Consider the following 23,247-nt stretch of genomic DNA (forward strand, 5'->3'; position numbering starts at 1 on the left):
ACGATGATCTCTGCACTGCCCATAAGCGATACTGATCCGCGTGGATCCTCATCTGCTGCGGACGTTCGTGACGGTCGCCGAGTGCGGCTCGTTCTCCGCCGCGGCCGAGCGCCTCGGCTACACCCAGTCAGCCGTCTCCCAGCACATCGCCGCCCTGGAGAACGACCTGGGTACGCCGCTACTCCGGCGCCGCCCTGTCGCCCCGACCCCGGCCGGCGAACGCCTCCTCGAACACGCGGCGCCCATCCTCCTGCGACTCGCCACCGCGCGAGCCGACGTACGCCGCACCCTCGCCCAACCACCGACCGCTCTCACCGTCGCAGCCACACCACTGTCCACCTCCGGCACCCCCGTCCGCGCCACCTCCGGCGCCACCGCCGGCACCCCCGCCGGCACTACCACCGTCGGCACGACCTTCGGCACCGCCGTGGGCGCCCCAGCCCAGCCCGGCGCCCTTGCCGTGGCGTTGCGTGAGGTGCGGCGGTCGCACCCCGGGACCGAGGTGACGCTGACTGTCTGTGGCCGGGACGAGGTGGTGGAGGGTGTGGCCGCCGGGACCTTCGCCGTCGGGCTGGTCGACGGGGTGGCCGCGCCGAGCGATCCACTCCGGCTCTCGGACGCCCTGCACCTGCGGACCACGCCGGTCGCCCACGACGACCTGATTGTTGCCGTCCCCAACGATCATCCGCTGGCCGGCCGGCGAAGCCTGGCCTTGCACGACCTCGCCGACGCCCGCTGGATCGACGCACCGGACCTAGCCGCGCCACTCCCCGTACTCCGCGCAACCACCGGCTCCGACGGTTTCCGCCCCGCCTTCACCTACGCCGGCACCGACCTCCACACCCTCCTCGCGCTGATCGCCGGCGGCCACGGCCTAGCCGTCCTGCCCAGCTCAGCCCAGGTTCAGACAGCCGTCCCCCTCACGAGCCCGCGCCTCGTCCACCGAACCGAACTCCTCCACGGCGACCTGTCGGAACCAGCTGCCCGTCTGCTCTCGAACCTCAAGTAGTTGCTCGAGCCCGCACGAGTAGTCATCGGACGGTCAAGCACCCCGACAGCCCCGCGCTCGGCAACTCCGCGGACTCAGTACGCCCTCTATTTCCGCGCCTGCTTGGTGGGCGGGATGATCGCGGTGTCGGCTGGCTTCGCCTTCGGCTGTTTGGGTTGCTTGGGTTTGCGGACTTCACGTCCGCCTTTGTTCTTCGACATGACGCACTCCCGGGGCTGATGTTCGCTGGCTTGGGCAGGGCCGACAGGCCCTTGGTACGCCGCGGTACTCCTCATGCCCCGGGGGTCGCTTTCGACGCTACACCTAGCTGCCCGTGCCCACTACCTCTGCTCGATGGAGTCAGTCGTGCGTCGGAAAGCCGAGGTTGATGCCGCCGTGGGAGGGGTCGAGCCAGCGGGAGGTGACCACCTTGCCGCGGGTGAAGAAGTGCACGCCTTCGGTGCCGTGGGCGTGGGTGTCGCCGAACAGCGAGTTCTTCCAGCCGCCGAAGGAGTAGTACGCCATCGGCACCGGGATCGGGACGTTGATCCCGACCATCCCGACCTCGACCTCGTTCTGGAACCGCCGCGCCGCACCACCGTCGTTCGTGAAGATCGCCGTCCCGTTCCCGTACGGGTTCGAGTTCACCAGGTCGAGCGCCGCGTCGTACGACGTCGTCCGCACCACGGACAGCACCGGCCCGAAGATCTCGTCGGTGTAGATCGACATCTCCGGCGTGACCTTGTCGAACAGCGTCGGACCGAGCCAGAACCCGTCGTCCGCGCCGTCGAAGTCACCCTCGCGTCCGTCGACGACCAGCTCCGCGCCGGCCTCGACCCCGGCCGCGACGTACCCGGCGACCTTGTCCCGGTGCGCACCGGTGACCAACGGACCCATGTCGCAGCCGCGGGTCCCGTCGCCGGTCCTGAGGGTCGCCATCCGCTCCTTGATCTTGCCGATCAGCTCGTCCGCGATCGGCTCGACCGCGACCAGCGCGGAGATCGCCATGCAACGCTCGCCGGCCGACCCGAACCCGGCGTTCACCGCCGCGTCCGCGGCCAGGTCGAGATCAGCGTCCGGCAGCACGATCATGTGGTTCTTCGCACCGCCGAGCGCCTGCACCCGCTTGCCGTTCTTCGTACCGTTCTCGTAGACATAGCGGGCGATCGGCGTCGACCCGACGAACGAGATCGACTTCACGTCCGGGTGCTCGAGCAGCCGGTCGACGGCCTCCTTGTCGCCGTGCACGACGTTCACCACGCCGTCCGGCAGGCCGGCCTCCTTCCACAGCTCGGCCATCGCGTTCGCCGCGGACGGGTCCTTCTCGGACGGCTTGATCACCACACTGTTGCCACAGGCAACCGCGATCGGGACGAACCACATCGGCACCATGGCTGGGAAGTTGAACGGCGAGATCACCGCGCAGACACCGAGCGGCTGGCGGATCGAGTACACGTCGATGTTCGTCGACACGCCCTCGCTGTACCCGCCCTTGAGCAGTTGCGGGATGCCGCAGGCGAACTCGATCACCTCGAGCCCGCGGGTCACCTCACCAAGCGCGTCGGAGAGCACCTTGCCGTGCTCGGCGGTGATCAGCGCAGCGATCCGGTCCTTGTTCCGGCTGACGAGCTCGCGGTACGCGAACAAGATCTGCGCACGCTTGGTCAGTGAGGTCTGCGCCCAGCCCTTCGATGCGTCGTGAGCGACCTTGACGACCTCGTCGACGGTCGCCGCCGACGCGAGGTCCAGCTCGCCGCTGACCTGGCCGGTCGCCGGGTTGTAGACGTTGCTGGTCCGCTCGGCGACCCCGGTCCACGGGCTGCCGCCGACGAGGTGGGTGATGCGCTTGCTGTCAGTACTCACGATGTTTCCTCACTACCAGGGTGTCTTTATCCGAGGACCTTGCTGCGGTCGGCCAGTGCCACGTCGACCGGTTTGCCGCTGCTCAACGACTCGAGCCCGGCCTCACAGACGGCCGCCGCGGCGTACCCGTCCCAGGCGCTCGGTCCGTCGATCTCACCGCGCACGGTGGCGTCGACCCAGCGCTGTACTTCGAGGTCGTACGCCTGCTCGAACCGGATCCGGAAGTCGGCCGGCATCGCGCCGCCCCAATGCCCGCCGGCGCGGGTGAACACGCCCGACCCGAGCCCGATCGTCGCGCTGCCCCGCTCGGCGACGGCTTCACAACGGACCTCGTACCCGACCTGGAAGTTCACGAACACCTCCACGTCGGCCATCGCGCCGCTCGCGAGCTCGAACACCGCCAGCTGCGGATCGAACGCGCCCTCGGCGACCAGGCTCGTCGGCTTCGGCGTGTACACGGTGACCCGGGTGATCTCCTCGCCGAACAGCCAGCGCGCGACGTCGACCTCGTGCACCATCGAGTCCTGGACGATCATCTCGCTCCGGAACGACGGTGGGACCGACTTGTTCCGGTGCACGTTGTGCAGCAGCAACGTCCGCCCGAGGTCACCCGAATCGAGCAGCTGCTTCAGGGCGAGGTACTCCGGATCGAAGCGGCGCATGAACCCGACCTGGATCAGCTGACGTCCGACCTTGTGCTCGGCCTCGACGACGCGCAGCGCCGAGGCCGCGTCCATCGTCAACGGCTTCTCGCACAGCACCGGCTTCCCGTGTTCCAGGCAGGCGAACAGCTGCTCGGCATGCGCGAACCCCGGCGACGCGAGGATCACCGCGTCGACGTCGTCGGCAGCGATCAGATCCAGCGGATCCTCGACCACCCGGATCCCGTCCGACAGCTGTTCCGCGAGCGCCTCCGCCCGGGCCTGGTCGGCGTCGGAGACCGCGACCAGTCGCGCTCCCGACGTCTTCCGTACGACGCGCTCGGCATGGTCGGCGCCCATCACCCCGACGCCGACGACGCCGACCCGCAACTCAGTCATCGTGCCTCCCGTCCGGTGGTCGCTCGACGACCACTCCAGGATCGATCTCCCGCAGCTCGTGGCTCAAGGCCTCCAGCTCGGAACCGCCCGCCATCTCGGTGGTCAGCTGCTCCAGCGTGATCTCGGACCGGTGGGTGTCCAGCGCCACCCGGCCGAGCTTCAGTACGACGAAGTGGTTGCCGACCAGGTACGCGTGGTGCGGGTTGTGGGTGATGAAGATGACCCCGATACCGGCGTCGCGGGCCTTCACGACGTACTTCAGCACCACGCCGGACTGGTTCACGCCGAGCGCCGCGGTCGGTTCGTCCAGGATCAGCACCTTGGCGCCGAAGTGGATCGCCCGCGCGATCGCGACACACTGCCGCTGACCGCCGGACAGCTTCCCGACCGGCTGCTCGAGGTCGGGGATCGAGATCCCCATCTTGGACAGCTCCTCCTGGGCGATCCGCTTCATCTTGGCCGCGTCGAGCTGCCGGAACGGCCCCTTGGTGATCTCGTTGCCGAGGAAGAAGTTCCGCCAGACCGACATCAGCGGCGCCAGCGCGAGGTCCTGGTAGACGGTCGCGATGCCACTGTCGAGCGACTCGCGCGGCGAGGAGAAGTGCCGCTCCTCGCCGTTCACCGACATCCGGCCGGAGGTGTAGTCGTGCAGGCCGGCGATGATCTTGATCAGCGTCGACTTGCCCGCACCGTTGTCGCCCAGCACACAGGTGATCTCGCCCTGCCGGACCGCCAGCGACACTCCGCGCAGCGCGTTGATGTTGCCGTAGCTCTTGCCTACGTCCTCGAGCAGCACGATCGGTGTGTTCGGGCTGGTGGTCGCGTCGTCCGCGAACGACTTCGTGGTGGTCATCGTGCCTCCGCCTTGCTCTTGACGACCAGGTTCACGATGGTTGCCAGCAGCAACATCGCACCGAGGAACGCCTTGAACCAGTCCGGGTTCCAGCCGGCGTACACGACACCGAGCTGGACCATGCCGAAGATCAGCGCACCGACCGCGCCGCCGACCACCGAACCGTAGCCGCCGGTCAGCAGGCAGCCGCCGACGACCGCGGCGATGATGTACAGGAACTCCTTGCCGACACCCTCGCCGGACTGCACGACGCCGTTGGAGTTGAACAGCAGCTGCATCCCGGTGAACCAGGCGAAGAACCCGACCGCCATGAACAGCCCGATCTTCACCTTCTTCACCGGTACGCCGACCGCCCGCGCGGCGGCCGCGTCCCCGCCGGCCGCGAAGATCCAGTTGCCGATCTGCGTCTTCAGCAGCACCCACGCGGCGATCGCCACGAACACGATCCACCAGACGATGATGATCTTGACCGTGATGCCGCCGAGTTTGAACTCCGACGCGAAGATCGCCTTCGCCGCGCCGAACCCGTCCATGTCGCTGATCGAGTTCGACGCGACGGCGCCGGAGGTGATCCGGGTGACCGCGATGTTCAGGCCCTGCAGGATGAAGAACGTACCCAGCGACACCAGGAAACTGGGCAGTCCGGTCCGCATCAGCAGCCAGCCGTTGAACGCACCGATCGCCAGCGAGAACACCAGCGCGACGAGGACGCCGACCCAGACGTTCAGGCTGAACTGGTACGAGAGGATTCCCGCGGTCAGGCCGGACGTCGTCACCGCGACCCCGGCCGAGAGGTCGAACTCGCCGCCGATCATCAGCAGCGAGACCGGCACCGCCATCACACCGATCAGCGCCGCCTGGTACAGGATCGTGCCGGTGTTGTCGATGTTGCGGAACGGCGGCGCTGCGATCAGGAAGAACACCAGGATCACGGCCGCGCCGACCAGCGACCCGATCTCCGGCCGGCTGAGCAACCGGGCACCGAGGGACCGGGCGGAGACGCGGTCGTCCGCCGCTGCGGGTGAGGTGATGGTCGATGCCATGGCGCTACCTCAGCGCGTTCCGGCTTCGGCGTACTTCTGGACCGCCGCGATATTCGACTTGTCGATGAACGCCGGCCCGGTCAGCGTCGGCTGGCCGCCGCCGATGGTGTCGCCGTTGTTCTTGTAGAGCCAGATCGCGTCGATCGCGAGGTAGCCCTGCAGGTACGGCTGCTGGTCGACGGCGAACTGCACGGTGCCGTCCTGGACCGCCTTCGCCATCTCCTTGCTCATGTCGAAGCTGCCGACCTTGGCCGACGAGCCCGCGTCCTTGACCGCCTGGACCGCGGTCAGCGCGATACCCGCGTTCAGCGCGACGACATAGTCGACCGACTTGTCCGCCTGCAGCTTCGAGGTCAGCGTCGCCTGCGTCCCGGGCTGGTCGGTGCCGTTGACGTTCACGTTCTCGACGTTGCCGAACTTGTCCTTGATGCCCTGGCAGCGGGCCTCCAGGCTGACGTTGCCCTGCTCGTGGATGACGCAGAGCACCTTCTTGGCGCCGAGTTGCTTCAGCTTGTCACCCGTCGCCTGGCCGGCGATCCGTTCGTCCTGCCCGAAGTAGCCGAGCGCGCCGGTGGTCTTCCACTGGTCCAGCCCGCCGTTCAGGATCGTTACGGGGATGCCGGCCGCGATCGCCTTCTTGACGTTCGGGATCACCGCGTCCGGCTTGTTCAGCGTGACCGCGATGCCGTCGACCTTGGAGTCGATCGCGGTCTGCACCAGGTTCGCCTGGGCGGCGCCGTCAGGATCGGCGGAGTACTGCAGCTCGATGTTGTCCTTCTTCGCGGCTGCCTCGGCGCCGCGCCGGACGATGTCCCAGAAGGTGTCGCCGGGACCCGAATGGGTGATCAGGGCAACCTTCATCCGCGGCGTGTCGGCGACGTTACCGCCGCTGCCGCCGGAGCTCTGCTCCTTCTGCTTGCCGCCGGAGGAGCTGCACGCGGCCAGTGCCGCGGCAAGTGCGACCGCCGCGACCGCGGCCACCGCCTTCTTCTGCCACCGAACCATGACTTGCTACCAGCCTTTCGGGTGTTCCGCGGCGATTTCCGCGGACTTGCTTGGGACCAGAGAGTTTCACACTCCCCTGGCCGTCATCGCGGTTCGCCACCCCCATGTGAGTTGAGATACGCGAGTGTGCGCTGCGCGATCGGCAGCGGTACGTCGGGCGGGCACGGATACATGTCCTGCTCGACGATCGCGAACACGTCGGCGTCCAGCCTGGCAAGCGCTTCCAGCACCGGCGGCAGCCCGGGTACGCCGTGCGGAGGCTCGCAGAACACGCCTCGGCGTACCGCCTCGTCGACGCTCAGGCCCTCCGCCTCGACCTCCGCGAGGACCTTCGGATCGACCTGCTTGAGGTGTACGTAGCCGATCCGCTCCGGGTACTTCCGGATCAGCTCGAGGTTGTCGCCGCCGCAGTAGCTGATGTGGCCGGTGTCCAGACAGAGGTTCACGTAGGCGCTGTCGGTCTCCTCGAGGAAGCGCTCGACCGTGTCCTGCGTGTCGACGTGCCCATCGGCATGCGGGTGGTACTGCGTCCGCAGCCCGAACTCCTCCGCGAGGCGACGTCCCAGCTCGGTCACCGCCTCGCCGTGTCTGGCCTGCCCTTCGCGGTCGAGCCGCTCCTCGACGATCTCGCCGTGATCGCCCCGCCACATGGACGGCATCACGACCAGGTGCTTCGCGCCCATCGCCGCCGTCAGCTCGGCCGTCTTCACGATGTCGCGCCAGGTCGGCTCCCACCCGTCGGAGCGGTGCAACTGCTCGAACGTCGTACCCGCCGTCATCGTCAGGCCGCGCCGGTCGAGCTCGTCCTTCAACCGGACAGGGTCCGTCGGAAGGTAGCCGTACGGCCCGAGCTCGATCCGGGTGTACCCGGCCGCAGCAGCCTCGTCGAGGAACCGCGTCCACGACGTCTGCTGCGGGTCGTCGGCGAACCAGACTCCCCACGAGTCGGGCGCCGTACCGAACTCGACCTTCGCCATCAGCTGTCCCCTTCGACCGGAGACAAGTACGGCCGCTGCGCCTTCTTGCTCTCCTCGTACGACGCGGCGGCGGCCTGCGTGCTCTGCAACTCCGACACCTCGCTCACCGGGACGTCCCACCACGAGTCGCTGTCCGGCCCACCGACCAGCGGATCCGTCGTCACGTGGATCGCGATCGGACCGGTCGCGGCCTTCGCGGTCCGGATCGCCTTCTCCAGGTCGGGTCGGCTGTGGACGTCGATCACCTCGACGCCGAAGCTGCGCACGTTCGCCGCCAGGTCGACCGGCAGGTAGTCGCCGTCCAGCCGGCCGTCGCCGGTGCGCTTGCGGTACGCCGTACCGAACCGCTGGGAGCCGAGCGACTCCGAGAGCGCGCCGATCGACGCGAAGCCGTGGTTCTGAACGAGGACCACGATGATCTTGAGGTTCTCCTGGACCGCGGTGGCCAGCTCGCTGGACATCATCAGGTACGACCCGTCGCCGACCATGACGAACACGTCCCGGTCCGGTGCGCCGAGCCGGACCCCGAGGCCGCCGGCGATCTCGTATCCCATGCAGGAGTAGCCATATTCGACGTGGTATCCCTTCGGGTCGCGTGCCCGCCACAGTTTGTGGAGGTCGCCCGGCATCGAACCGGCCGCACACACAACCACATCAGACGCCGCCGACAATTCGTTGACGGCACCGATCACCTCGCCCTGGGTGAGCAGTCCATCGGCCCCGCTCCGCTCAGGGGAGGGCCGGAAAACTGCGTCCACAGTTCCGTTCCAGGTCCTGGTGAGTTCCTGGGCCGTCGCGGTGTAATTGGCATCCACGGACCACTCGCCGAGTGCGGATCCCAACGAAACAAGGGCTTCCCGCGCATCGGCCACCACCGGGAGGCCGGCATGCTTACCACTGTCGAAGCGCGCGACGTTGATGTTCAGGAACCGCACGCCCGGGTTCTGGAACGCCGTCCGCGACGCCGTCGTGAAGTCGCTGTAGCGGGTGCCGATCCCGATCACCAGGTCGGCGTCGCGCGCCAGTGCGTTGGCTGCCGTGGTCCCGGTCGAACCCACCGCGCCCACCGACTGCGGGTGCTCCCAGCTCAGGGATCCCTTACCTGCTTGGGTTTCCGACACCGGGATGCCGGTGCGCTCGGCGAAGCTGCGCAACGCGTCCTCGGCGCCGGAGTAGTGCACGCCGCCGCCGGCCACGATCAACGGCCGCTCCGCGGACCGTAGGAGATCTACCGCCTTGTCGACAATTGATGCCTCCGGCAAAGGCCGTGCGACGTACCAGGCGCGCTCCGCGAAGAGCTCGTCCGGCCAGTCGTAGGCCTCGGCCTGGACGTCCTGCGGCAGGGCCAGCGTCACCGCGCCGGTCTCGACCGGATCCGTCAGCACCCGCATCGCGTTCATCAGTGCCGACGGCAACTGTTCGGGCCGCCAGACGCGGTCGAAGTACTTCGACACCGGGCGGAACGCGTCGTTGACCGAGACGTCACCGGCGCCGAAGTTCTCCAGTTCCTGCAGCACGGGTGTCGCCACCCGGGTCGCGAAGACGTCCGAAGGGAGGATCAGCACCGGCAGCCGGTTGATCGTGGCGAGTGCCGCACCGGTCACCATGTTGGTCGAGCCGGGACCGACGCTCGCCGTACAGGCATAGGTCTGCAGCCTGTCACGCGTACGGGCGAAGGCCGCCGCCGTGTGCACCATGGCCTGCTCGTTCCGGGCCAGGATGTACGGCAGCGCCTTCGGGTCCTGCAGCTCCGACTGCAGCAACGCCTGGCCGACCCCGGCCACGTTGCCGTGACCGAAGATGCCCAGGCACCCCGCGATCAACCGCTGCCGGACCCCGTCCCGCTCCGAGTACTGGACGCTCAGGAATCGCACCAGCGCCTGCGCGACCGTGAGACGCACCGTCATGACTCAGCTCCTTGTTCTCCGAAAGGCAGGCGCGGATCGATATGTTGGGAGTTCCACAACTCGCGGACCCAGGCGTGCTGCGGGTCGTCGGTGATCAGCCACTGACGTTCGCTGCCCGGACCGGCCATCACATTCAGGTAGTACATGTCGTAGCCAGGCGGCGCCATCGCCGGCCCGTGCCACCCGTGTGGGACCAGCACCACGTCACCGCTGTGCACCTCGGCGAGGACGTCGATCGGACGCTCCGGCGTACCGTAGACCCGCTGGTAGCCGATCGGATCGTTGCCCTTGACACCTTCCGGTACGTCGTCGGACAGCTGCAGCTCGAAGTAGTAGATCTCCTCGAGCTCACTCTCCTTCCCGGGACGATGCTCGTCGTGCTTGTGCGGCGGGTAGGACGACCAGTTCCCGGCCGGCGTGATCACCTCGCACGCGATGATCGAGTCCGCCTCGAGAACTCCTGGCGTGCCGAAGTTCCGGACCTGCCGGGACGCGACCCCGGCGCCCCGCAGCTCGGTCTCCACCTCGTTCGCGGCAATCCGCCGGAACGGGTGATCCGCGGCGGCCTTCGCATGCGGGAACGCGATTCGGGCACCACCGGCACTCACCACCGCGAAGGTCGAGTTCCGCGGTACATAGGCGAGGTCCGTCGCTCCGGCGAACACGTCCGTCCGGCCCCCGAGCGGGACGGACTCACCGTCCACGATCACCTCCGCCGAACCCTTCAACGGAAGGACGATGTACTCGCAGTCCCCGGTGTCGATCTCCACCGACTGCCCGGGCAGCAGCGTCCGGACCAGCAGGCCGCTGTGGTGCCATTGCGGCTCGCCGGGCCGTACCACCACGTCGTACCCGCCGGTGGCCGCCGTACCGGCCGGCCGAACCCATTCCGTCATCCCAACCGTCCTTCGTCAGAAGCCCCGAGCGTCCGGGGACCGGTCATCAGTTGCTGCCGTGCACCAGGGCGGCGGCGTGATCGACCGCCGCGGCCACATCACCGTCCGGCGGGAACAGCAATGCCCGTCCCACCACCAGTCCACGGACCGACGGCAGCTCGAGCGCCTTGCCCCACGACGCGTACGTCGCTTCCGGCGCCGCCGTCGGATCGCCACCGAGCAGCAACGTCGGGAGAGTCGTTGCCTCCATCACCCGTTCGAGCTCGTCGACCACCGGCAGCTTCAGCCACGTGTACGCGCTGGTCGCGCCGAGGCCGGAGGCGATCTGGATCGACTTGATCACCGAGTCGGGATCGAGCAGGTTCGTCACCCGCCCGTCCACGCCTCGCGCCGACCAGAACGGTTCGACCATCGCCATCAACTTGTGCTCGGCCAACCCGGTTACAGCCGCGGCGCTGCTCTCCAACGTCGCCACGGTCCCCGGATCGGCAAGATCGATCCGGGTCAGCATCTTCCCGCCGTCAAGCCGTCGCGCCGCGATCTCGTCCGCCGTCCGGTACGCCGTGAACCGATCGTCCAACTCGAACGCGGCCCCCTGCAGACCACCCCGGTTCATCGACCCGATGACGACCTTGCCCTCCAACGCACCCAGCAGCAGCAGATCCTCGAGCACATCAGGAGTAGCCAGCACACCGTCGACGCCCGGCCGCTGCAAGGCGACCACCAACCGGGCAACCAACTCCACCCGGCTCGCCATCGCCATCCGATCCCCGCGCACGCCGAGCGCGCCCCGAGCGGGATGATCCGCAGCCACGATCAACAGCCGCCCGTCGTCCCCGACCAACGCCCGGGTCCGCCGCCCCAACCACCCCTCAGCCACCCGCTCCGGGAACCGAACCCGAACCTCCGTCAACTCCCCCAACTGACTCCGAATGCCGTGCAACAACTCCCCACGCCCGCTCGCCCCCACACCATCCGCATTCCTACCGACCCCGACCTCATCGACGGCGGTAGCGCCCCCAGCGACACCGGCTCGCGCGTCCGCACCCACCCCGTCGACCGCGTCTACATCCGCACCGCCACCAACGGCCGTACCTACCGCACCGGCCGCCGCCGCACCGTCCGCCACATCAGCACCGTCACCCGGCCGGACAACCGTGCCAGCGTCCAAGCGCTCCGCCGTGTCATCGCCAGTGCCCTGTGTCAGGCCACCGGCCACCTGCTCCGCCGCAGTACCGTTCGACGACTCGGACTCCCGCAGTCCTGGCTCGTCTGCACCACCAACCGCGGGATAAACCTGGGTATCGGCAAACGCATCGCCACCGGCGTCCTCTCCCCCAGAACCCCACTCCGCGCGCTGATCATCCGCCTTCAAACCACCAGCCACTGCCCCCGCCAAACCGCCGACGAAGGCCCCAGCCGCAGCCGAAGCCACCTCACCCGTGACAGCTGCAGCCCCATCACCAGCCACAACCCCACCAGCTGCCGCACCGGACGTACCCGCACGACCAACCGACTCAGCCGCATCACCAACGCCCGAGGCGGACGAACTAGATCCGTCCGGACCACTCGCACCTACAACGCCCGCAGCATCCGCACGCACTCCGCCGCCAACCGGAGCTCCGTCACCCGCGACCTCTCCACCAGCCGCCATCTCTCGGTCAGGCGCGATATCCCCGCCAGCTGCGATGTCGCGGTCACCCGCGATCTCTCCGCCAGCCGGCGCCTGCCCCGCCGACAGCTCCTCCGACCGCACCTGCTCAGCCCGAGCCTGCTCGACGACAGGTCGCTCCACTCGCCGTTGCTCAGCTTCAGCCTGCTCCACCTGCAGAGGCTCGGCCTGCATCTGCCCGCCCCTAACCTGATCAGCCCAGGCCTCGTCCTCCTGGGCCGGCTCCCTCCGCACCTCCGCGACCGGCTCACTCCGCACCTGCGCGACCGGTGCCTGCTTGCCCCCGGCCTGCCCCGGCTCAACCTGCCCCGGCGCAGCCTGGCCCAGCTCGACCTGCTCGCGCCCGGCCTGCCCCGGCTCGGCCTGCTCTGACCTGGCCTGCCTTGACTCGGCTCCTCGTGGCTCGGCTTGCCCCAGCTCGGCCTGCTCGACCGCAGCCCGTTCTGCGAGAGTCTGCTCCGCGTGGCCCTGCTCCGCGTGGGCCTGCTCTGACCTGGCCTGCCCTGACTCAGCTCCTCGTGGCTCGGCTTGCCCCAGCTCGGCCTCCCGCAGATCGGCTCGCTCGACCGCAGCCCGTTCTGCGCGGTCCTGCTCGGCGCGCACCTGCTCCCCGTGGGCCTGCTCGGCGCGGGACTGCTCGGCGCGGGACTCCTGTGCGCGGGCTTGCTCTGTGTCGGGTGTCGGGTGGTCGGCTGGGTGTTGGGCGGACGGCTTACGGGGAGAGAGGGTTGCTTGTTGGGCTCCGCGGAGGGTCTGACCGGTCAGCTGGTGGCCGGGTGGGGCCTGAGGAGCGTCAGCGTTCTGCGCACCTGCGGGCTGCTCAGCCGGAAGGCTCAGGTTTGCGATCACAGTCGTCTGACCGTCGGCACCTGCAGACGGCGAGGTGGTCATGAGCACCGTCGCGTCATCAGGCCCGGATGCGTCGCTCCGACGGACTGCAACCGTCGGCTCGTTCGCCCCCAGGTTCACGTCGGTCGGATCCGCGATCACGGTGACGTCATCAGGCCCAGCCACGTCAGCTCGCCGCGCCGCAACCGTCGGCTCGTCTGCCGCAGGCACGTCAACTCGTTGCGATGCAGCTCCGTGGGCGTCGGCGCCAGGTGCGTCGCCTCGGTGAGCTGCGACGCGGGCATCGGGCCTGGGCACGTCCGTTTGGCGCGCTGCGACCGTCGGATCGTCGGGCGCAGGTACGTCGGATCGGTGTGTGGCGGTGCCGCGGGCGTCGGGTAGTGGCGCGGCCGGTCGGCGGGCGGCGAGGGTGGGATCGTTCGGGTTTGAGATGACGGTGACGTCGTCCGCGCCTGGTAGCTGGGCGGTTCCAGGGTGGCGGGCGAGCACGGTTGGGTCGTTCTGTTCGGCGTAGGTTGCTGCGCTCAGGTCGTGCGGGCGGTGCGCTAGCACCGTGGGGTCGTTCGGGGCCGAACTGCTGTCGGTGCTGTCGGTGTGGCGTTCGAATGCGGTGTTCGCACCGGTTGCACCAGTTGCGTCTGCTGTCCGGGCGGTCGGTTCACCGAGGCCGGCGGTTCGAGCGTCGTGGCCGGCGGGCGGCGCATCCGTCTGCTGCGGACGCCGCAGTACCACTGTCGGATCCGTCGGGCCGGCGGCGTGGGTCGGCGTGGAGGGGGCGTGGCGGTGCTGGGCCGAGACGGTCGGCGCGCTCGGGGCTGTACTGCGGGCCGCCGGATCGTTCGACGGCGTTTCGCGTGGTTCTGGGGCGTCCGGCGCGATAGCTCGATCGTCGTTCGAGGCCGTGCGACGTGTCGCCGGGTCGTTCGGCGCTGTGCCGAAGGCCGTGGGGTCGTTCGGCGTCCTGCCGCCGGCCGCTGGATTGCCCGGCACCGTACCGCGGGGGGTTGAATCGTTCGGCGTCCTGGCGCGGAGCATGCGGTCGTTCGGGGACGGGGAGTGGGCGGGTGGGGTGGTTGGGGACGGGGTTACCCACCAGGTGGCGGCTTGGGGGGCAGGGTCGTGCGGGGGGCGGGGGGTCGTTGCCGCGGGTGTGATGACGGTCGGCTCGTCGGGCGCGGGCCGGCGGGTGGCCTGGTCGGCCGGGTCGTTGGTGCCACGCGTGCGCGTGGTCCGGACGGTTGGGTCGTTCGGGAGGGACGTGCGCGGGACCTGGGTCGCCGGATCGTTGGGGCCGGACGGGCGCGGGACCTGGGCGGTCGGGTCGGTCGGGCCGGAGGTGTGTGGGGGCCGGGGGGTTGGGGCGTTCGGTTGAGGGGTGCGGGAGAACTGCTGGGTCGGGTCGTTGGGGCCGGGGGTTTGGATGGTGGCTTCCGGGTCCTCGGTGGGGCGGGGGCGGATGGGGAGGGGGCGGGCGTTCTCGGAGTACTGGTCTTCGTCGTGGGGGGTCATGCTTCGGCTCGCAGGTGGGAGAGGACTTCGGCGGTCGTGGGCATGGCGGTGGAGCATTCGAGGCGGGAGGCGACGATCGCGCCGGCGGTGTTCGCGAAGCGGATGATCTTCTCGAGCGGCCAGCCGGCCAGGAGGCCGTGGCAGAGGGCTCCGCCGAAGCCGTCGCCGGCGCCGAGGCCGTTGACCACCTCGACCGGGTACGGCGGTACTTCGACGCGCTCGTCACGGGTGCGGGCGAGGGTGCCGCGCGGGCCTTGTTTGACGACGGCGAGTTCGAGGCCGCGGTCGAGAAGCGCTTGGGCGGCTTTGTCCGGGTCGGTCTCGCCGACTGCGACCTCGCATTCCTCACGGTTGCCCACAGCAACAGTGCAGTGCTCCAGGGCGCGCAAGACCTGGTCGTGCGCCTCCGAAGGATCCGCCCAGAACATCGGCCGGTAGTCGAGGTCGAGCACGGTGAACGTTCCGTCGGCAGGCTTCCGTCCGCGGGCTTCCCAGGCGGCGAAGTGGGCGGAGCGGGACGGTTCGGCGGAGAGGCCGGTGACGGTGGACCAGTAGATGCGGGCGTCGCGGATCGCGGCGAGGTCCAGCTCCGACGCGTTGATGACGAGGTCGGGGGCCTTGGGGAAGCGGTAGAAGTACAGCGGGAAGTTGTCCGGCGGGAAGATCTCGCAGAACGTGATCGGCGTCGGCAGGCCGTCGACCGCGGTGACGAAGCGGTCGTCGACGCCCAGTTCGCCGAGGGTGCGGTGGATGAAGGTGCCGAACGGGTCGTTGCCGGTCCGGCTGATCACCGCCGACGCGCGGCCGTGCCGGGCCGCGGCGACGGCGACGTTGGTCGCGCTGCCGCCGAGGAACTTCCCGAACGAGGTGACATCCTCCAGGTGCGTGCCGAGCTGCAGCGGGTACAGGTCGACCCCGATCCGCCCGATCGTCAGTACGTCCAGCTGTACGTCGTCCACCATCAGACCTTCCCATCCCGCCGGTCCAGCGTCATCGAACCGTCGCGGCGATCTCGTGCAGCTGGGCGATACTCGCCCGTACGTCCGTCACCGGTCCCTCGCCGGTCGGCCGGTCCGGCAGGATCGTGTCCTGTTCGAGGACGTACCAGCCGTCGTACCCGGACTTCTCCAGCGTGCCGACGATCGTGGCGATGTCGATGTCGCCGGCCCCCAACGGGCGGTACATACCCTGGCGTACGGCGTCCGTGTACGTGACCTCGCCCGACTGCACTCGCGCGGCCCACGCGGCGTCGACGTCCTTCAGATGCGTATGCCGGATCCGCGCGGCGTTGCCGACCGCCAGCGCGACCGGGTCCACGCCGCCGATCAGCAGGTGACCGGTGTCCAGCGTCAGTCCGATCGACGACCCGTCCAGGACCCGCGCGACGTCGTCAGCGTTCTCGACCATCGTCCCGACGTGCGGATGGATCGTCGCCAGCACACCTCGCGCAGCTGCCAGCTCGGAGAGCTCGTCGAGGCGGCGAAGCAACGTACTCCAGCCGGAAGCGTCCAGCACGGGACGATCGTCGTACCCCTCGGAACCTGTCGCAGCGGCAAGCACTAACGTCCCTGCACCGGCCGCCACGAACCCTTCCAAAGCAGCCGCAACGTCGGCCGAAGGGTCGAACGACGGATCGTGCAGTACGACGGGAACGAACCCGCCGACCGCGCGCAGCCCGGCGTCCGCGAGCGTCTTCGCCTTGTCGGACGGGTCGTCGGGCAGGAACCCGTCCGGCCCGAACTCGGTCGCCGCCAGGCCGACCTCACGCATCTCGGCGAGTACGGTCTCGGCGTCGTACTGCCAACCCCAGCCCGGTACCTCGCACACGCCCCAGGAGATCGGGGCCCCGGCGATCCGGGCAGCAATTTCGGTCATAGCAAGAGCCCCTCAGAGCGTGACGATGCGGTTTTCGTGGCGGGACAGTTCGCAGGCGTCGGCGATCCGGAACGCGGCGAGCGCGTCGCGGACGCTGCACGGTACCTCGCGAGTACCGGCGGCGACCTCGGTGAAGGCGGTCAGCTCGGCGACGTACGCGGGCTGGAACCGGTCCATGAAGGTCATGTGCGGCGGACCTTCGGGAAACGTGACGCCGGGTTCGGCCGAACGCAGCGCGGTGTGTGAGTCGAGGCCGACTGCGAGCGAACCGAGGCTGCCGTGGAGCTCCATCCGTACGTCGTGACCGGCGCCGTTGTACCGGGTACCGCTGACCGCGACGAACGTGCTGTCGTCCAGGGTCAGCAACGCCGCAGCCGAGTCGACGTCGCCGTACTCGCCGAAGAAGGTCTCACCGCGGTTCGCGCCGGTCGCGTACACGCTGACCACCTCGCGGCCGGTGACGTACCGGACGATGTCGAAGTCGTGCACCGTGCAGTCGCGGAAGAAGCCGCCGCTCTGCGGGATGTACTCGTGGTGCGGCGGGAACGCGTCGTTGGTGTTCGCGCGGATGTGGTGCACGAACCCGAGCTCGCCCGACTGCACCGCGGCCCGCGCGGCCTGGTACCCGGCGTCGAAGCGGCGCTGGAAACCGATGTGGACCGGCACTGTCGACGCCTCGACCAGCGCAACCACCCGCTCGGTCTCGGCCAGGTCGAGCGCGACGGGCTTCTCACAGAACGTCGGTACGCCGGCCGCAAGCCCCGCCTCGATCAGCGACGCGTGCGCGGAAGTCGCCGCGGCGATCACGAACCCGTCCAGACCGGACGCGAGCAGCGCCGGTACGTCGGGGACCGACGACACGCCCAACTCCTTCGCGATCGCCTCGGCCCGGGCAGGGTCCGCGTCGGCGACGACCACCTGATCCACCGCCGGCAACCCCTTCAGCGTCGCGGCGTGGAACGCCCCGATCCGCCCGACCCCGACCAACCCGATCCGCATCCGCGCAGCCCTCTCTCGAGTCTCAGGCGCACCACATTGCCGAGTGGCGCGCCGGTTCGCCCGTCAGCTTTCCGGCCGCGCCCCGGGGTGTCAATACTTTGTTAACACATTCTCACGTCTGGACATGAGGAGGTAGCATCCGCCCATGACTGCCTTGCCGATCCAGCTCGATCGGAGCAGCCCGGTGCCGTTGTACCACCAGCTGGCCGAGCAGCTGACCGCTGCCATCACCGACGGCCGGCTGCGGCCGGGTGATCCGTTCGAGAACGAGATCGGCATGTCCGACCGGCTCAGCCTGTCCCGGCCGACCGTGCGGCGGGCGATCTCCGAGCTGGTCAACCAGGGCCTGCTGGTCCGCCGCCGTGGCATCGGTACGACGGTCGCGAACCAGATGGTGCACCGCAAGGCCGAGCTCACCAGCCTGTACGACGACCTCGCCCGCGAGGGGCGGACCCCGCGTACCGAAGTACTCGCGCTGGACTGCGCCGCGCAGGACGAACGCGCCGCCGCCGTACTCGAACTCCCGCCGAACACGCTGCTGGTGTCGATCGTGCGACTCCGGTACGCCGACGACCTGCCGCTCGCGATCATGCGGAACTGGTTGCCCCCGGCCCTCGGTGACCTCACCCTCGAACAACTCACGAACGAGGGCCTGTACGCCGTACTCCGCGCCCGCGGCATCCGCCCGACGGTGGCCCGACAGCGGATCGGCGCCCGCAACGCCACCGCCGAGGAACGCCGAACGCTGCACATGTCCAAGGCGGAGCCCCTGATCACCATGACCCGCTCCGCCTACGCCGCCGACGGAACGCCGGTCGAATACGGCAGCCACTGCTACCGAGCCGACCAGTACTCCGTCGACGTCGTCGTCTCCGAGCGTTAAGCCTGGTTGGCGATCAGGGTCCGGACCAGGCGGAGGCCGACCGAGAGCTGGGCCAGTTCGGGGCCTTCGGTCTCGACGATTTCCTCGAGCATGGAGGCCGCGCGGGACAGGGCGACGGCGTTCCGGTCCTGCCACGCGATGACGCGGTCCTCGGGTTCGGCGGAGGCGTCGGTGCCGGCCAGGACCTGGCGGGTCAGGCGGGCGTGGACCGAGTGCAGGTCGTCGCGGAGGGCGGCGCGGGCCATCGTCTGCCACCGGTCGGTGCGGGGCAGGCCGATGATCCGTTCCAGGAACCGGCCGAGCTGCAGCCGCTCCGCCAGCGCGAAGTGGACCTTGGCGACCTCGAGGATGTCGATGTCGTCACGGGAGGCGGTCTCGACGATCCCGAGCCCGGCGTACGCGGGCGGCAGGACGGCGATCCGGGTCGCGAAGTCCTCCGAAACCCCCTTCCGCACAAGGGCTTCCCGCCGCTGCTCGAACAGCGCGAGCTCCCGGCCACGCAGCACCTCGGGCAGTGCCGCGGTCAGCTTCGCGATCCCCGGTCCGAAGAACTCGATCAGCTCATCGATGTCCACCGGTGGCCGCCGGTTCGACACCAGCCAGCGGGTGGCGCGCTCGACCAGCGTACGGGTCTCCAGCCGCATCCCCGTCTGGGTCTCGGCGTCGACGACGTTGTCCAGCTCGGCGTTGCGCGCGAGCAGTTCCGGCTGCGCGAAGATCCGCGACGCCGCGAGATTCGCGCGGACCACGTCCTCCTCGGTGCCGCCGGTCTCCAGCGACAGCCGGTGGTACGCCGTGATCCCGGACGTGTTGACGAACTCGTTGACGACCTGCGTCGTGATGATCTCGCGGCGCAGCTGGTGGCTCTGGATCTGCTCGCCGAACCGCTCCTGGATCGCCTTCGGGAAGTAGCTGGCGAGTTTGTGCTTGAGGAACGGGTCGTCCGGCAGCGAGGTCTTGAGCAGCTCGGCTTCCATCACGATCTTGGTGTACGCGATCAGCACCGACAGCTCCGGCGACGTCAGCCCACGTCCCTCGGCCTTGCGCCGCTTGAATTCTGTGACGCTCGGCAGGAACTCCAGCTCACGGTCGAGCAGGCCCTGCCGCTCCAGCCGCCGGACCCAGTCCTGGTGGACGTGCAGGAGCGCCGACGCCTGCGCGGACGCGTTCGCCAGCGCGATGTTCTGCCGGTAGTTGCTCTTCAGGACGAGCGCGCCGACCTCGTCGGTCATCGACGCGATGATGTCGTTGCGCTGCTTCTCGGTCAGGTCGCCGTCCGCAACCACCTTGTCCAGCAGGATCTTGATGTTCACCTCGTGGTCGGAGGTGTCCACACCGGCGACGTTGTCGATGAAGTCGGTGTTGATCCGGCCGCCGGCCGCGGCGTACTCGATCCGGCCGAGCTGGGTGCAGCCGAGGTTGCCGCCCTCGCCGACCGACCGGGCGCGCAGCTCGGCGCCGTTCACCCGGATCGCGTCGTTCGCCTTGTCGCCGACGTCCGCGTTCGACTCGGCGGACGACTTCACGTACGTGCCGATGCCGCCGTTCCAGAACAAGTCGACCGGGGCCTTCAGGATCGCGTTCATCAGCTCGGCCGGCGTCAGCGTCACCGGGCTGCCCTCGATCCCGAGTACGTCGCGGACCTCCGGCGAGATCGGGATCGCCTTCTCGGTCCGCGGGTACACCCCACCGCCGGTGGAGATCAGCGACGCGTCGTAGTCCGCCCACGACGAGCGCGGCAGCTCGAACAGCCGTCGCCGTTCCGCGAACGAGGCGGCCGCGTCCGGCGCCGGGTCCAGGAAGATGTGCCGGTGGTCGAACGCCGCGACCAGCCGGATGTGCTCGGACAGCAGCATCCCGTTGCCGAACACGTCGCCGGACATGTCACCGACGCCGACAACCGTGAAGTCCTCGTTCTGGCAGTCGATACCCATCTCGCGGAAGTGCCGCTTGACCGACTCCCACGCGCCGCGCGCGGTGATCCCCATCGCCTTGTGGTCGTACCCGACCGAGCCGCCGGACGCGAACGCGTCGCCCAGCCAGAACCCGTACTCCTTCGCGACGCCGTTCGCGATGTCGGAGAACGTCGCCGTGCCCTTGTCGGCGGCAACGACCAGGTACGCGTCGTCGCCGTCGTACCGGACCACGTCGCGCGGCGGAACGATGTCACCGGCAACGATGTTGTCGGTGATGTCCAACAGCCCGGAAATGAACGTCTTGTACGACGAGATGCCCTCCGCGAGCCACGCGTCCCGGTCGACCGAAGGGTCCGGCAGCTGCTTGGCGTAGAACCCGCCCTTGGCGCCCACCGGCACGATCACCGAATTCTTCACCATCTGGGCCTTGACCAGACCGAGCACCTCGGTCCGGAAGTCCTCGCGCCGGTCCGACCAGCGCAGACCACCACGCGCGACCGCACCGAAGCGCAGGTGCACACCTTCGACCTGCGGCGAGTAGACGAAGATCTCGTACGCCGGCCGCGGCTGCGGCAGATCCGGGATCGCCTTCGGCTCCAGCTTGAGCGAGATGTACGAGCGCGGCTGCCCGTCCGGGCCCGGTTGGAAGTAGTTCGTCCGGAGCGTCGCCCTCATCACGGTCAGGTACGAACGCAGGATGCGGTCCTCGTCCAGGCTCTGCACCGTGTCCAGCGCGGCCAGGATCTCCTTCTCCAACTGGTCCGCACGCATGGTCCGGTCCGGGTCGTCGGCCGGGCCGCGCACCGGGTCGAAGCTGGTCTCGAACAGCTGCACCAGCAGGTTCGCGACGTCCACGTGGTTGAGGAACGTGTTGTGGATGTAGTCGCGGCTGAACGGCGTACCGCCCTGCCGGAGGTAGCACTGGTACGCGCGCAGGATGGACACCTGCCGCCAGCTGAGGCTGCCACGCAGTACGAGCGCGTTGAGCTTGTCGGACTCGGCCCGTCCTTCCCAGACAGCCTGGAACGTGTCCGAGAACAGCGTGCGCAACTCTTCGCGCTGCTCGGTGTCCTCAGGTGCACGTAGGCCGAAGTCGTAGATGTAGGACGTCGTGCCGTCGGCACAGCGGATCTCGTACGGGCGTTCGTCGACAACCTCCACGCCCATCGCGCTCAGGTGCGGCAGGACCTGCGAGAGCGACAACGCCGACCCGGTGCGGAACACCTTGAAGCGACGCTCGCCCTCCCACTCCTCGTCGATCGGGCTGTACAGCGACATGGCCAGCCCGTTGTCCGCCGGCAGCCCTTCGAGCACGTGGACGTCGTTGACCGCTACCCGCGCGTCGAAGTCCTCCTTGTACGCCTCCGGGAACGCGTTCGCGTACCGGCGGGCCAGCTTGGTCACCGCACCGTCGCCGCCCTGCGCGTGCAACGCCGCGGTGAAGTCGTCCGCCCACGCACGGGTAGCGTCGACCACCTGCTGCTCGAGCACGTCCGCGTCGTACTCACCGACTGTCTCGCCCTGCTTCATCCGTACGACGAAGTGCACGCGGGCCAGCACGGACTCCGTGACGTACGCGGCGTACGTAACGCTCTCAGCGCCGATGGCGTCCTTCAGGATCTGCTGCATCTTCAGCCGGACCGCAGTGGTGTAGCGGTCACGTGGCAGGTACACCAGGCAGGACAGGTACCGGTTGTAGACGTCACGGCGTACGAACAGCTTGACCGCGCGCCGCTCCTGGAGGTGCAGCACGGACTGCACGATGGGGAGCAGGTCCTCCACCGGCGCCTGCAGCAGCTCGTCACGGGGGTACGTCTCTAGCACGTCGAGCAGGCCCTTGCCGCTGTGGCTGTTCGGGTCGAAGCCGGTCATCCGGAACAGCTCCAGCGCCTTACGCCGCAGCACCGGCACCTGCATGACGCTCTCGGTGTACGCCGTCGACGACAGCAGGCCGATGAACCGGCACTCACGGACCGCTTCGCCGTTCTCGTCGAACTGCTTGATGCCGACGTAGTCCAGGTACGTCGAGCGGTGCACCGTGGAGCGCGAGTTCGCCTTGGTGAGGATCAGCAGCTTCCGCTCCTGCGCCTTCGCGCTCACCTCCGGCGGCAGCTTGCCGGAGCCCGGCTTCGGGTCCGGCCGGAGGATGCCCAGGCCCGTGCCCGGGCTGCCGCGCAGGATGCCCTGCTCGCCCTCCATGGTGAAGTCGTACTCGCGGTAGCCGAGGAAGGTGAAGTGCTCGTCGGCGAGCCACTCCAGGAGCTCGCGGGCCTCTTCCACCTCGCTCTCCGGCACCGGCAGGTCGGCGGCGTTCAGGCCGGCGGCGATCGTGACCGCCTTCTCGTGCATCTTCGGCCAGTCCTCGACGGCCTCGCGGACGTCGTTCAGGACCTTCTGCAGTTCCTGCTCGAGTGCGCGGTGCTCGGCGACGTCGGCGATCCGCTCGATCTCGAGGTGCATCCAGCTCTCGCGGACCAGGTCGTGCCCCTCCGCGCTGGTGGTGTCGTCCAACACCTCCTGGAGGGTGCCGGCGACGTCGCGGCGGACGACGAACTGCGGGTGGATCAGCAGCTGCAGCTCGAGGTTGCGCTCGGTGATCACCATCGACGCGCTGTCCACCAGGAACGGCATGTCGTCGACGACGATCTCGACCACGGTACGCCCGGCGGCGGACCAGCCGTTCTCCTCCGGGGTCGGGGTGAAGACGTGCACCTTCGCCGTGCCCTGCGGCCGGGACATGGCCGACTTGTACTGGTGCCGCGCGGCGCCGAGACAGTCGTTCGGCTGGCGCTCGGCGACGTCCTCGGCGGCGACGTGCCGGTAGTACTGCTCGAGGAAGGTCTTCAGCTTGACCGGGTCGACCAGCTTGTCGTGCCCATGGGTCCCCGTGGCCACCGCCTTGGCGATCACATCAGCCTTCAGAACGTCCAGCTTGCTCTGCATTCCCCACCGTCTCCACACGTGACGTCGGC

At 68.9% G+C, this 23,247-nt stretch carries 17 protein-coding genes; 3 read left to right on the plus strand and 14 right to left on the minus strand.

The window, feature by feature from the left end; all coding sequences use genetic code 11:
- Positions 1-40 precede the first annotated feature (40 nt).
- On the plus strand, positions 41-1,009 hold the full coding sequence (locus ACZ5BU_RS16440) for a LysR family transcriptional regulator (RefSeq protein WP_465699667.1): 969 nt from the start codon (positions 41-43) through the stop codon (positions 1,007-1,009).
- A 339-nt stretch (positions 1,010-1,348) separates the two neighbouring features.
- On the opposite strand, the gene ACZ5BU_RS16445 is transcribed toward ACZ5BU_RS16440, so the two are convergent.
- From ACZ5BU_RS16445 to ACZ5BU_RS16485, 9 genes are all read right to left on the minus strand, one after another.
- On the minus strand, positions 1,349-2,851 hold the full coding sequence (locus ACZ5BU_RS16445) for a CoA-acylating methylmalonate-semialdehyde dehydrogenase (protein WP_465699669.1): 1,503 nt from the start codon (positions 2,849-2,851) through the stop codon (positions 1,349-1,351).
- Positions 2,852-2,877: 26 nt separating this feature from the next.
- Complete coding sequence (locus ACZ5BU_RS16450; RefSeq protein WP_465699670.1) at positions 2,878-3,891, minus strand: Gfo/Idh/MocA family protein; 1,014 nt, start codon at positions 3,889-3,891, stop codon at positions 2,878-2,880.
- Positions 3,884-4,744, minus strand: coding sequence for an ATP-binding cassette domain-containing protein (locus ACZ5BU_RS16455; protein ID WP_465699672.1), 861 nt, complete (start codon positions 4,742-4,744; stop codon positions 3,884-3,886). The genes ACZ5BU_RS16450 and ACZ5BU_RS16455 overlap by 8 nt, the downstream gene beginning before the upstream one ends.
- On the minus strand, positions 4,741-5,787 hold the full coding sequence (locus tag ACZ5BU_RS16460) for an ABC transporter permease (protein ID WP_465699674.1): 1,047 nt from the start codon (positions 5,785-5,787) through the stop codon (positions 4,741-4,743). The genes ACZ5BU_RS16455 and ACZ5BU_RS16460 overlap by 4 nt, the downstream gene beginning before the upstream one ends.
- Before the next feature lie 9 nt (positions 5,788-5,796).
- Positions 5,797-6,792 (minus strand): sugar ABC transporter substrate-binding protein, encoded by a 996-nt coding sequence (locus tag ACZ5BU_RS16465; RefSeq protein ID WP_465699676.1) that lies wholly within the window; start codon positions 6,790-6,792, stop codon positions 5,797-5,799.
- Positions 6,793-6,875: 83 nt separating this feature from the next.
- Positions 6,876-7,769, minus strand: a complete 894-nt coding sequence (locus ACZ5BU_RS16470; RefSeq protein ID WP_465699678.1) for a TIM barrel protein — start codon at positions 7,767-7,769, stop codon at positions 6,876-6,878.
- Positions 7,769-9,676, minus strand: coding sequence for a 3D-(3,5/4)-trihydroxycyclohexane-1,2-dione acylhydrolase (decyclizing) (gene iolD, locus ACZ5BU_RS16475; protein WP_465699679.1), 1,908 nt, complete (start codon positions 9,674-9,676; stop codon positions 7,769-7,771). Before iolD ends, ACZ5BU_RS16470 begins: the two co-directional genes overlap by 1 nt.
- Positions 9,673-10,572 (minus strand): 5-deoxy-glucuronate isomerase, encoded by a 900-nt coding sequence (gene iolB / locus ACZ5BU_RS16480; protein ID WP_465699681.1) that lies wholly within the window; start codon positions 10,570-10,572, stop codon positions 9,673-9,675. Before iolB ends, iolD begins: the two co-directional genes overlap by 4 nt.
- A 46-nt stretch (positions 10,573-10,618) precedes the next feature.
- Complete coding sequence (locus ACZ5BU_RS16485) at positions 10,619-11,494, minus strand: Cgl0159 family (beta/alpha)8-fold protein (RefSeq protein ID WP_465699682.1); 876 nt, start codon at positions 11,492-11,494, stop codon at positions 10,619-10,621.
- Between the two features lie 15 nt (positions 11,495-11,509).
- On the opposite strand from ACZ5BU_RS16485, the gene ACZ5BU_RS16490 reads away from it, so the two are divergent.
- On the plus strand, positions 11,510-12,616 hold the full coding sequence (locus tag ACZ5BU_RS16490; protein ID WP_465699684.1) for a hypothetical protein: 1,107 nt from the start codon (positions 11,510-11,512) through the stop codon (positions 12,614-12,616).
- A gap of 614 nt (positions 12,617-13,230) precedes the next feature.
- Here the strand turns inward: ACZ5BU_RS16490 and ACZ5BU_RS16495 are convergent.
- From ACZ5BU_RS16495 to ACZ5BU_RS16510, 4 genes are all read right to left on the minus strand, one after another.
- On the minus strand, positions 13,231-13,377 hold the full coding sequence (locus ACZ5BU_RS16495; RefSeq protein WP_465699685.1) for a hypothetical protein: 147 nt from the start codon (positions 13,375-13,377) through the stop codon (positions 13,231-13,233).
- A 1,221-nt stretch (positions 13,378-14,598) separates the two neighbouring features.
- Positions 14,599-15,564: a 5-dehydro-2-deoxygluconokinase gene (gene iolC / locus ACZ5BU_RS16500; RefSeq protein WP_465699687.1), complete on the minus strand. Its 966-nt coding sequence runs from the start codon at positions 15,562-15,564 to the stop codon at positions 14,599-14,601.
- Positions 15,565-15,592: 28 nt separating this feature from the next.
- Positions 15,593-16,477 carry a sugar phosphate isomerase/epimerase family protein gene (locus tag ACZ5BU_RS16505; protein ID WP_465699688.1) on the minus strand — a complete coding sequence of 295 codons (885 nt, stop codon included), beginning with the start codon at positions 16,475-16,477 and terminating at the stop codon, positions 15,593-15,595.
- A gap of 12 nt (positions 16,478-16,489) precedes the next feature.
- Positions 16,490-17,476: a Gfo/Idh/MocA family protein gene (locus ACZ5BU_RS16510; protein ID WP_465699690.1), complete on the minus strand. Its 987-nt coding sequence runs from the start codon at positions 17,474-17,476 to the stop codon at positions 16,490-16,492.
- A 145-nt stretch (positions 17,477-17,621) separates the two neighbouring features.
- On the opposite strand from ACZ5BU_RS16510, the gene ACZ5BU_RS16515 reads away from it, so the two are divergent.
- Positions 17,622-18,359 (plus strand): GntR family transcriptional regulator, encoded by a 738-nt coding sequence (locus tag ACZ5BU_RS16515; RefSeq protein WP_465699691.1) that lies wholly within the window; start codon positions 17,622-17,624, stop codon positions 18,357-18,359.
- On the opposite strand, the gene ACZ5BU_RS16520 is transcribed toward ACZ5BU_RS16515, so the two are convergent.
- Entirely contained in the window at positions 18,356-23,218 is a 4,863-nt protein-coding gene (locus ACZ5BU_RS16520) for an NAD-glutamate dehydrogenase (RefSeq protein ID WP_465699693.1), read from the minus strand. The genes ACZ5BU_RS16515 and ACZ5BU_RS16520 overlap by 4 nt on opposite strands.
- Between the last annotated feature and the right edge of the window lie 29 nt (positions 23,219-23,247).

This window comes from Kribbella sp. NPDC031520, assembly GCF_055580825.1.

Bases quoted from the DNA above. Each gene is read 5' to 3' on its own strand.
- iolB (WP_465699681.1), bottom strand. From the start codon at position 10,572: ATGACGGAATGGGTTCGGCCGGCCGGTACGGCGGCCACCGGCGGGTAC.
- ACZ5BU_RS16465 (WP_465699676.1), bottom strand. From the start codon at position 6,792: ATGGTTCGGTGGCAGAAGAAGGCGGTGGCCGCGGTCGCGGCGGTCGCA.
- ACZ5BU_RS16495 (WP_465699685.1), bottom strand. From the start codon at position 13,377: ATGCCCGCGTCGCAGCTCACCGAGGCGACGCACCTGGCGCCGACGCCC.
- ACZ5BU_RS16520 (WP_465699693.1), bottom strand. From the start codon at position 23,218: ATGCAGAGCAAGCTGGACGTTCTGAAGGCTGATGTGATCGCCAAGGCG.
- ACZ5BU_RS16460 (WP_465699674.1), bottom strand. From the start codon at position 5,787: ATGGCATCGACCATCACCTCACCCGCAGCGGCGGACGACCGCGTCTCC.
- ACZ5BU_RS16455 (WP_465699672.1), bottom strand. From the start codon at position 4,744: ATGACCACCACGAAGTCGTTCGCGGACGACGCGACCACCAGCCCGAAC.
- iolC (WP_465699687.1), bottom strand. From the start codon at position 15,564: ATGGTGGACGACGTACAGCTGGACGTACTGACGATCGGGCGGATCGGG.
- ACZ5BU_RS16515 (WP_465699691.1), top strand. From the start codon at position 17,622: ATGACTGCCTTGCCGATCCAGCTCGATCGGAGCAGCCCGGTGCCGTTG.
- ACZ5BU_RS16450 (WP_465699670.1), bottom strand. From the start codon at position 3,891: ATGACTGAGTTGCGGGTCGGCGTCGTCGGCGTCGGGGTGATGGGCGCC.
- iolD (WP_465699679.1), bottom strand. From the start codon at position 9,676: ATGACGGTGCGTCTCACGGTCGCGCAGGCGCTGGTGCGATTCCTGAGC.
- ACZ5BU_RS16510 (WP_465699690.1), bottom strand. From the start codon at position 17,476: ATGCGGATCGGGTTGGTCGGGGTCGGGCGGATCGGGGCGTTCCACGCC.
- ACZ5BU_RS16505 (WP_465699688.1), bottom strand. From the start codon at position 16,477: ATGACCGAAATTGCTGCCCGGATCGCCGGGGCCCCGATCTCCTGGGGC.
- ACZ5BU_RS16470 (WP_465699678.1), bottom strand. From the start codon at position 7,769: ATGGCGAAGGTCGAGTTCGGTACGGCGCCCGACTCGTGGGGAGTCTGG.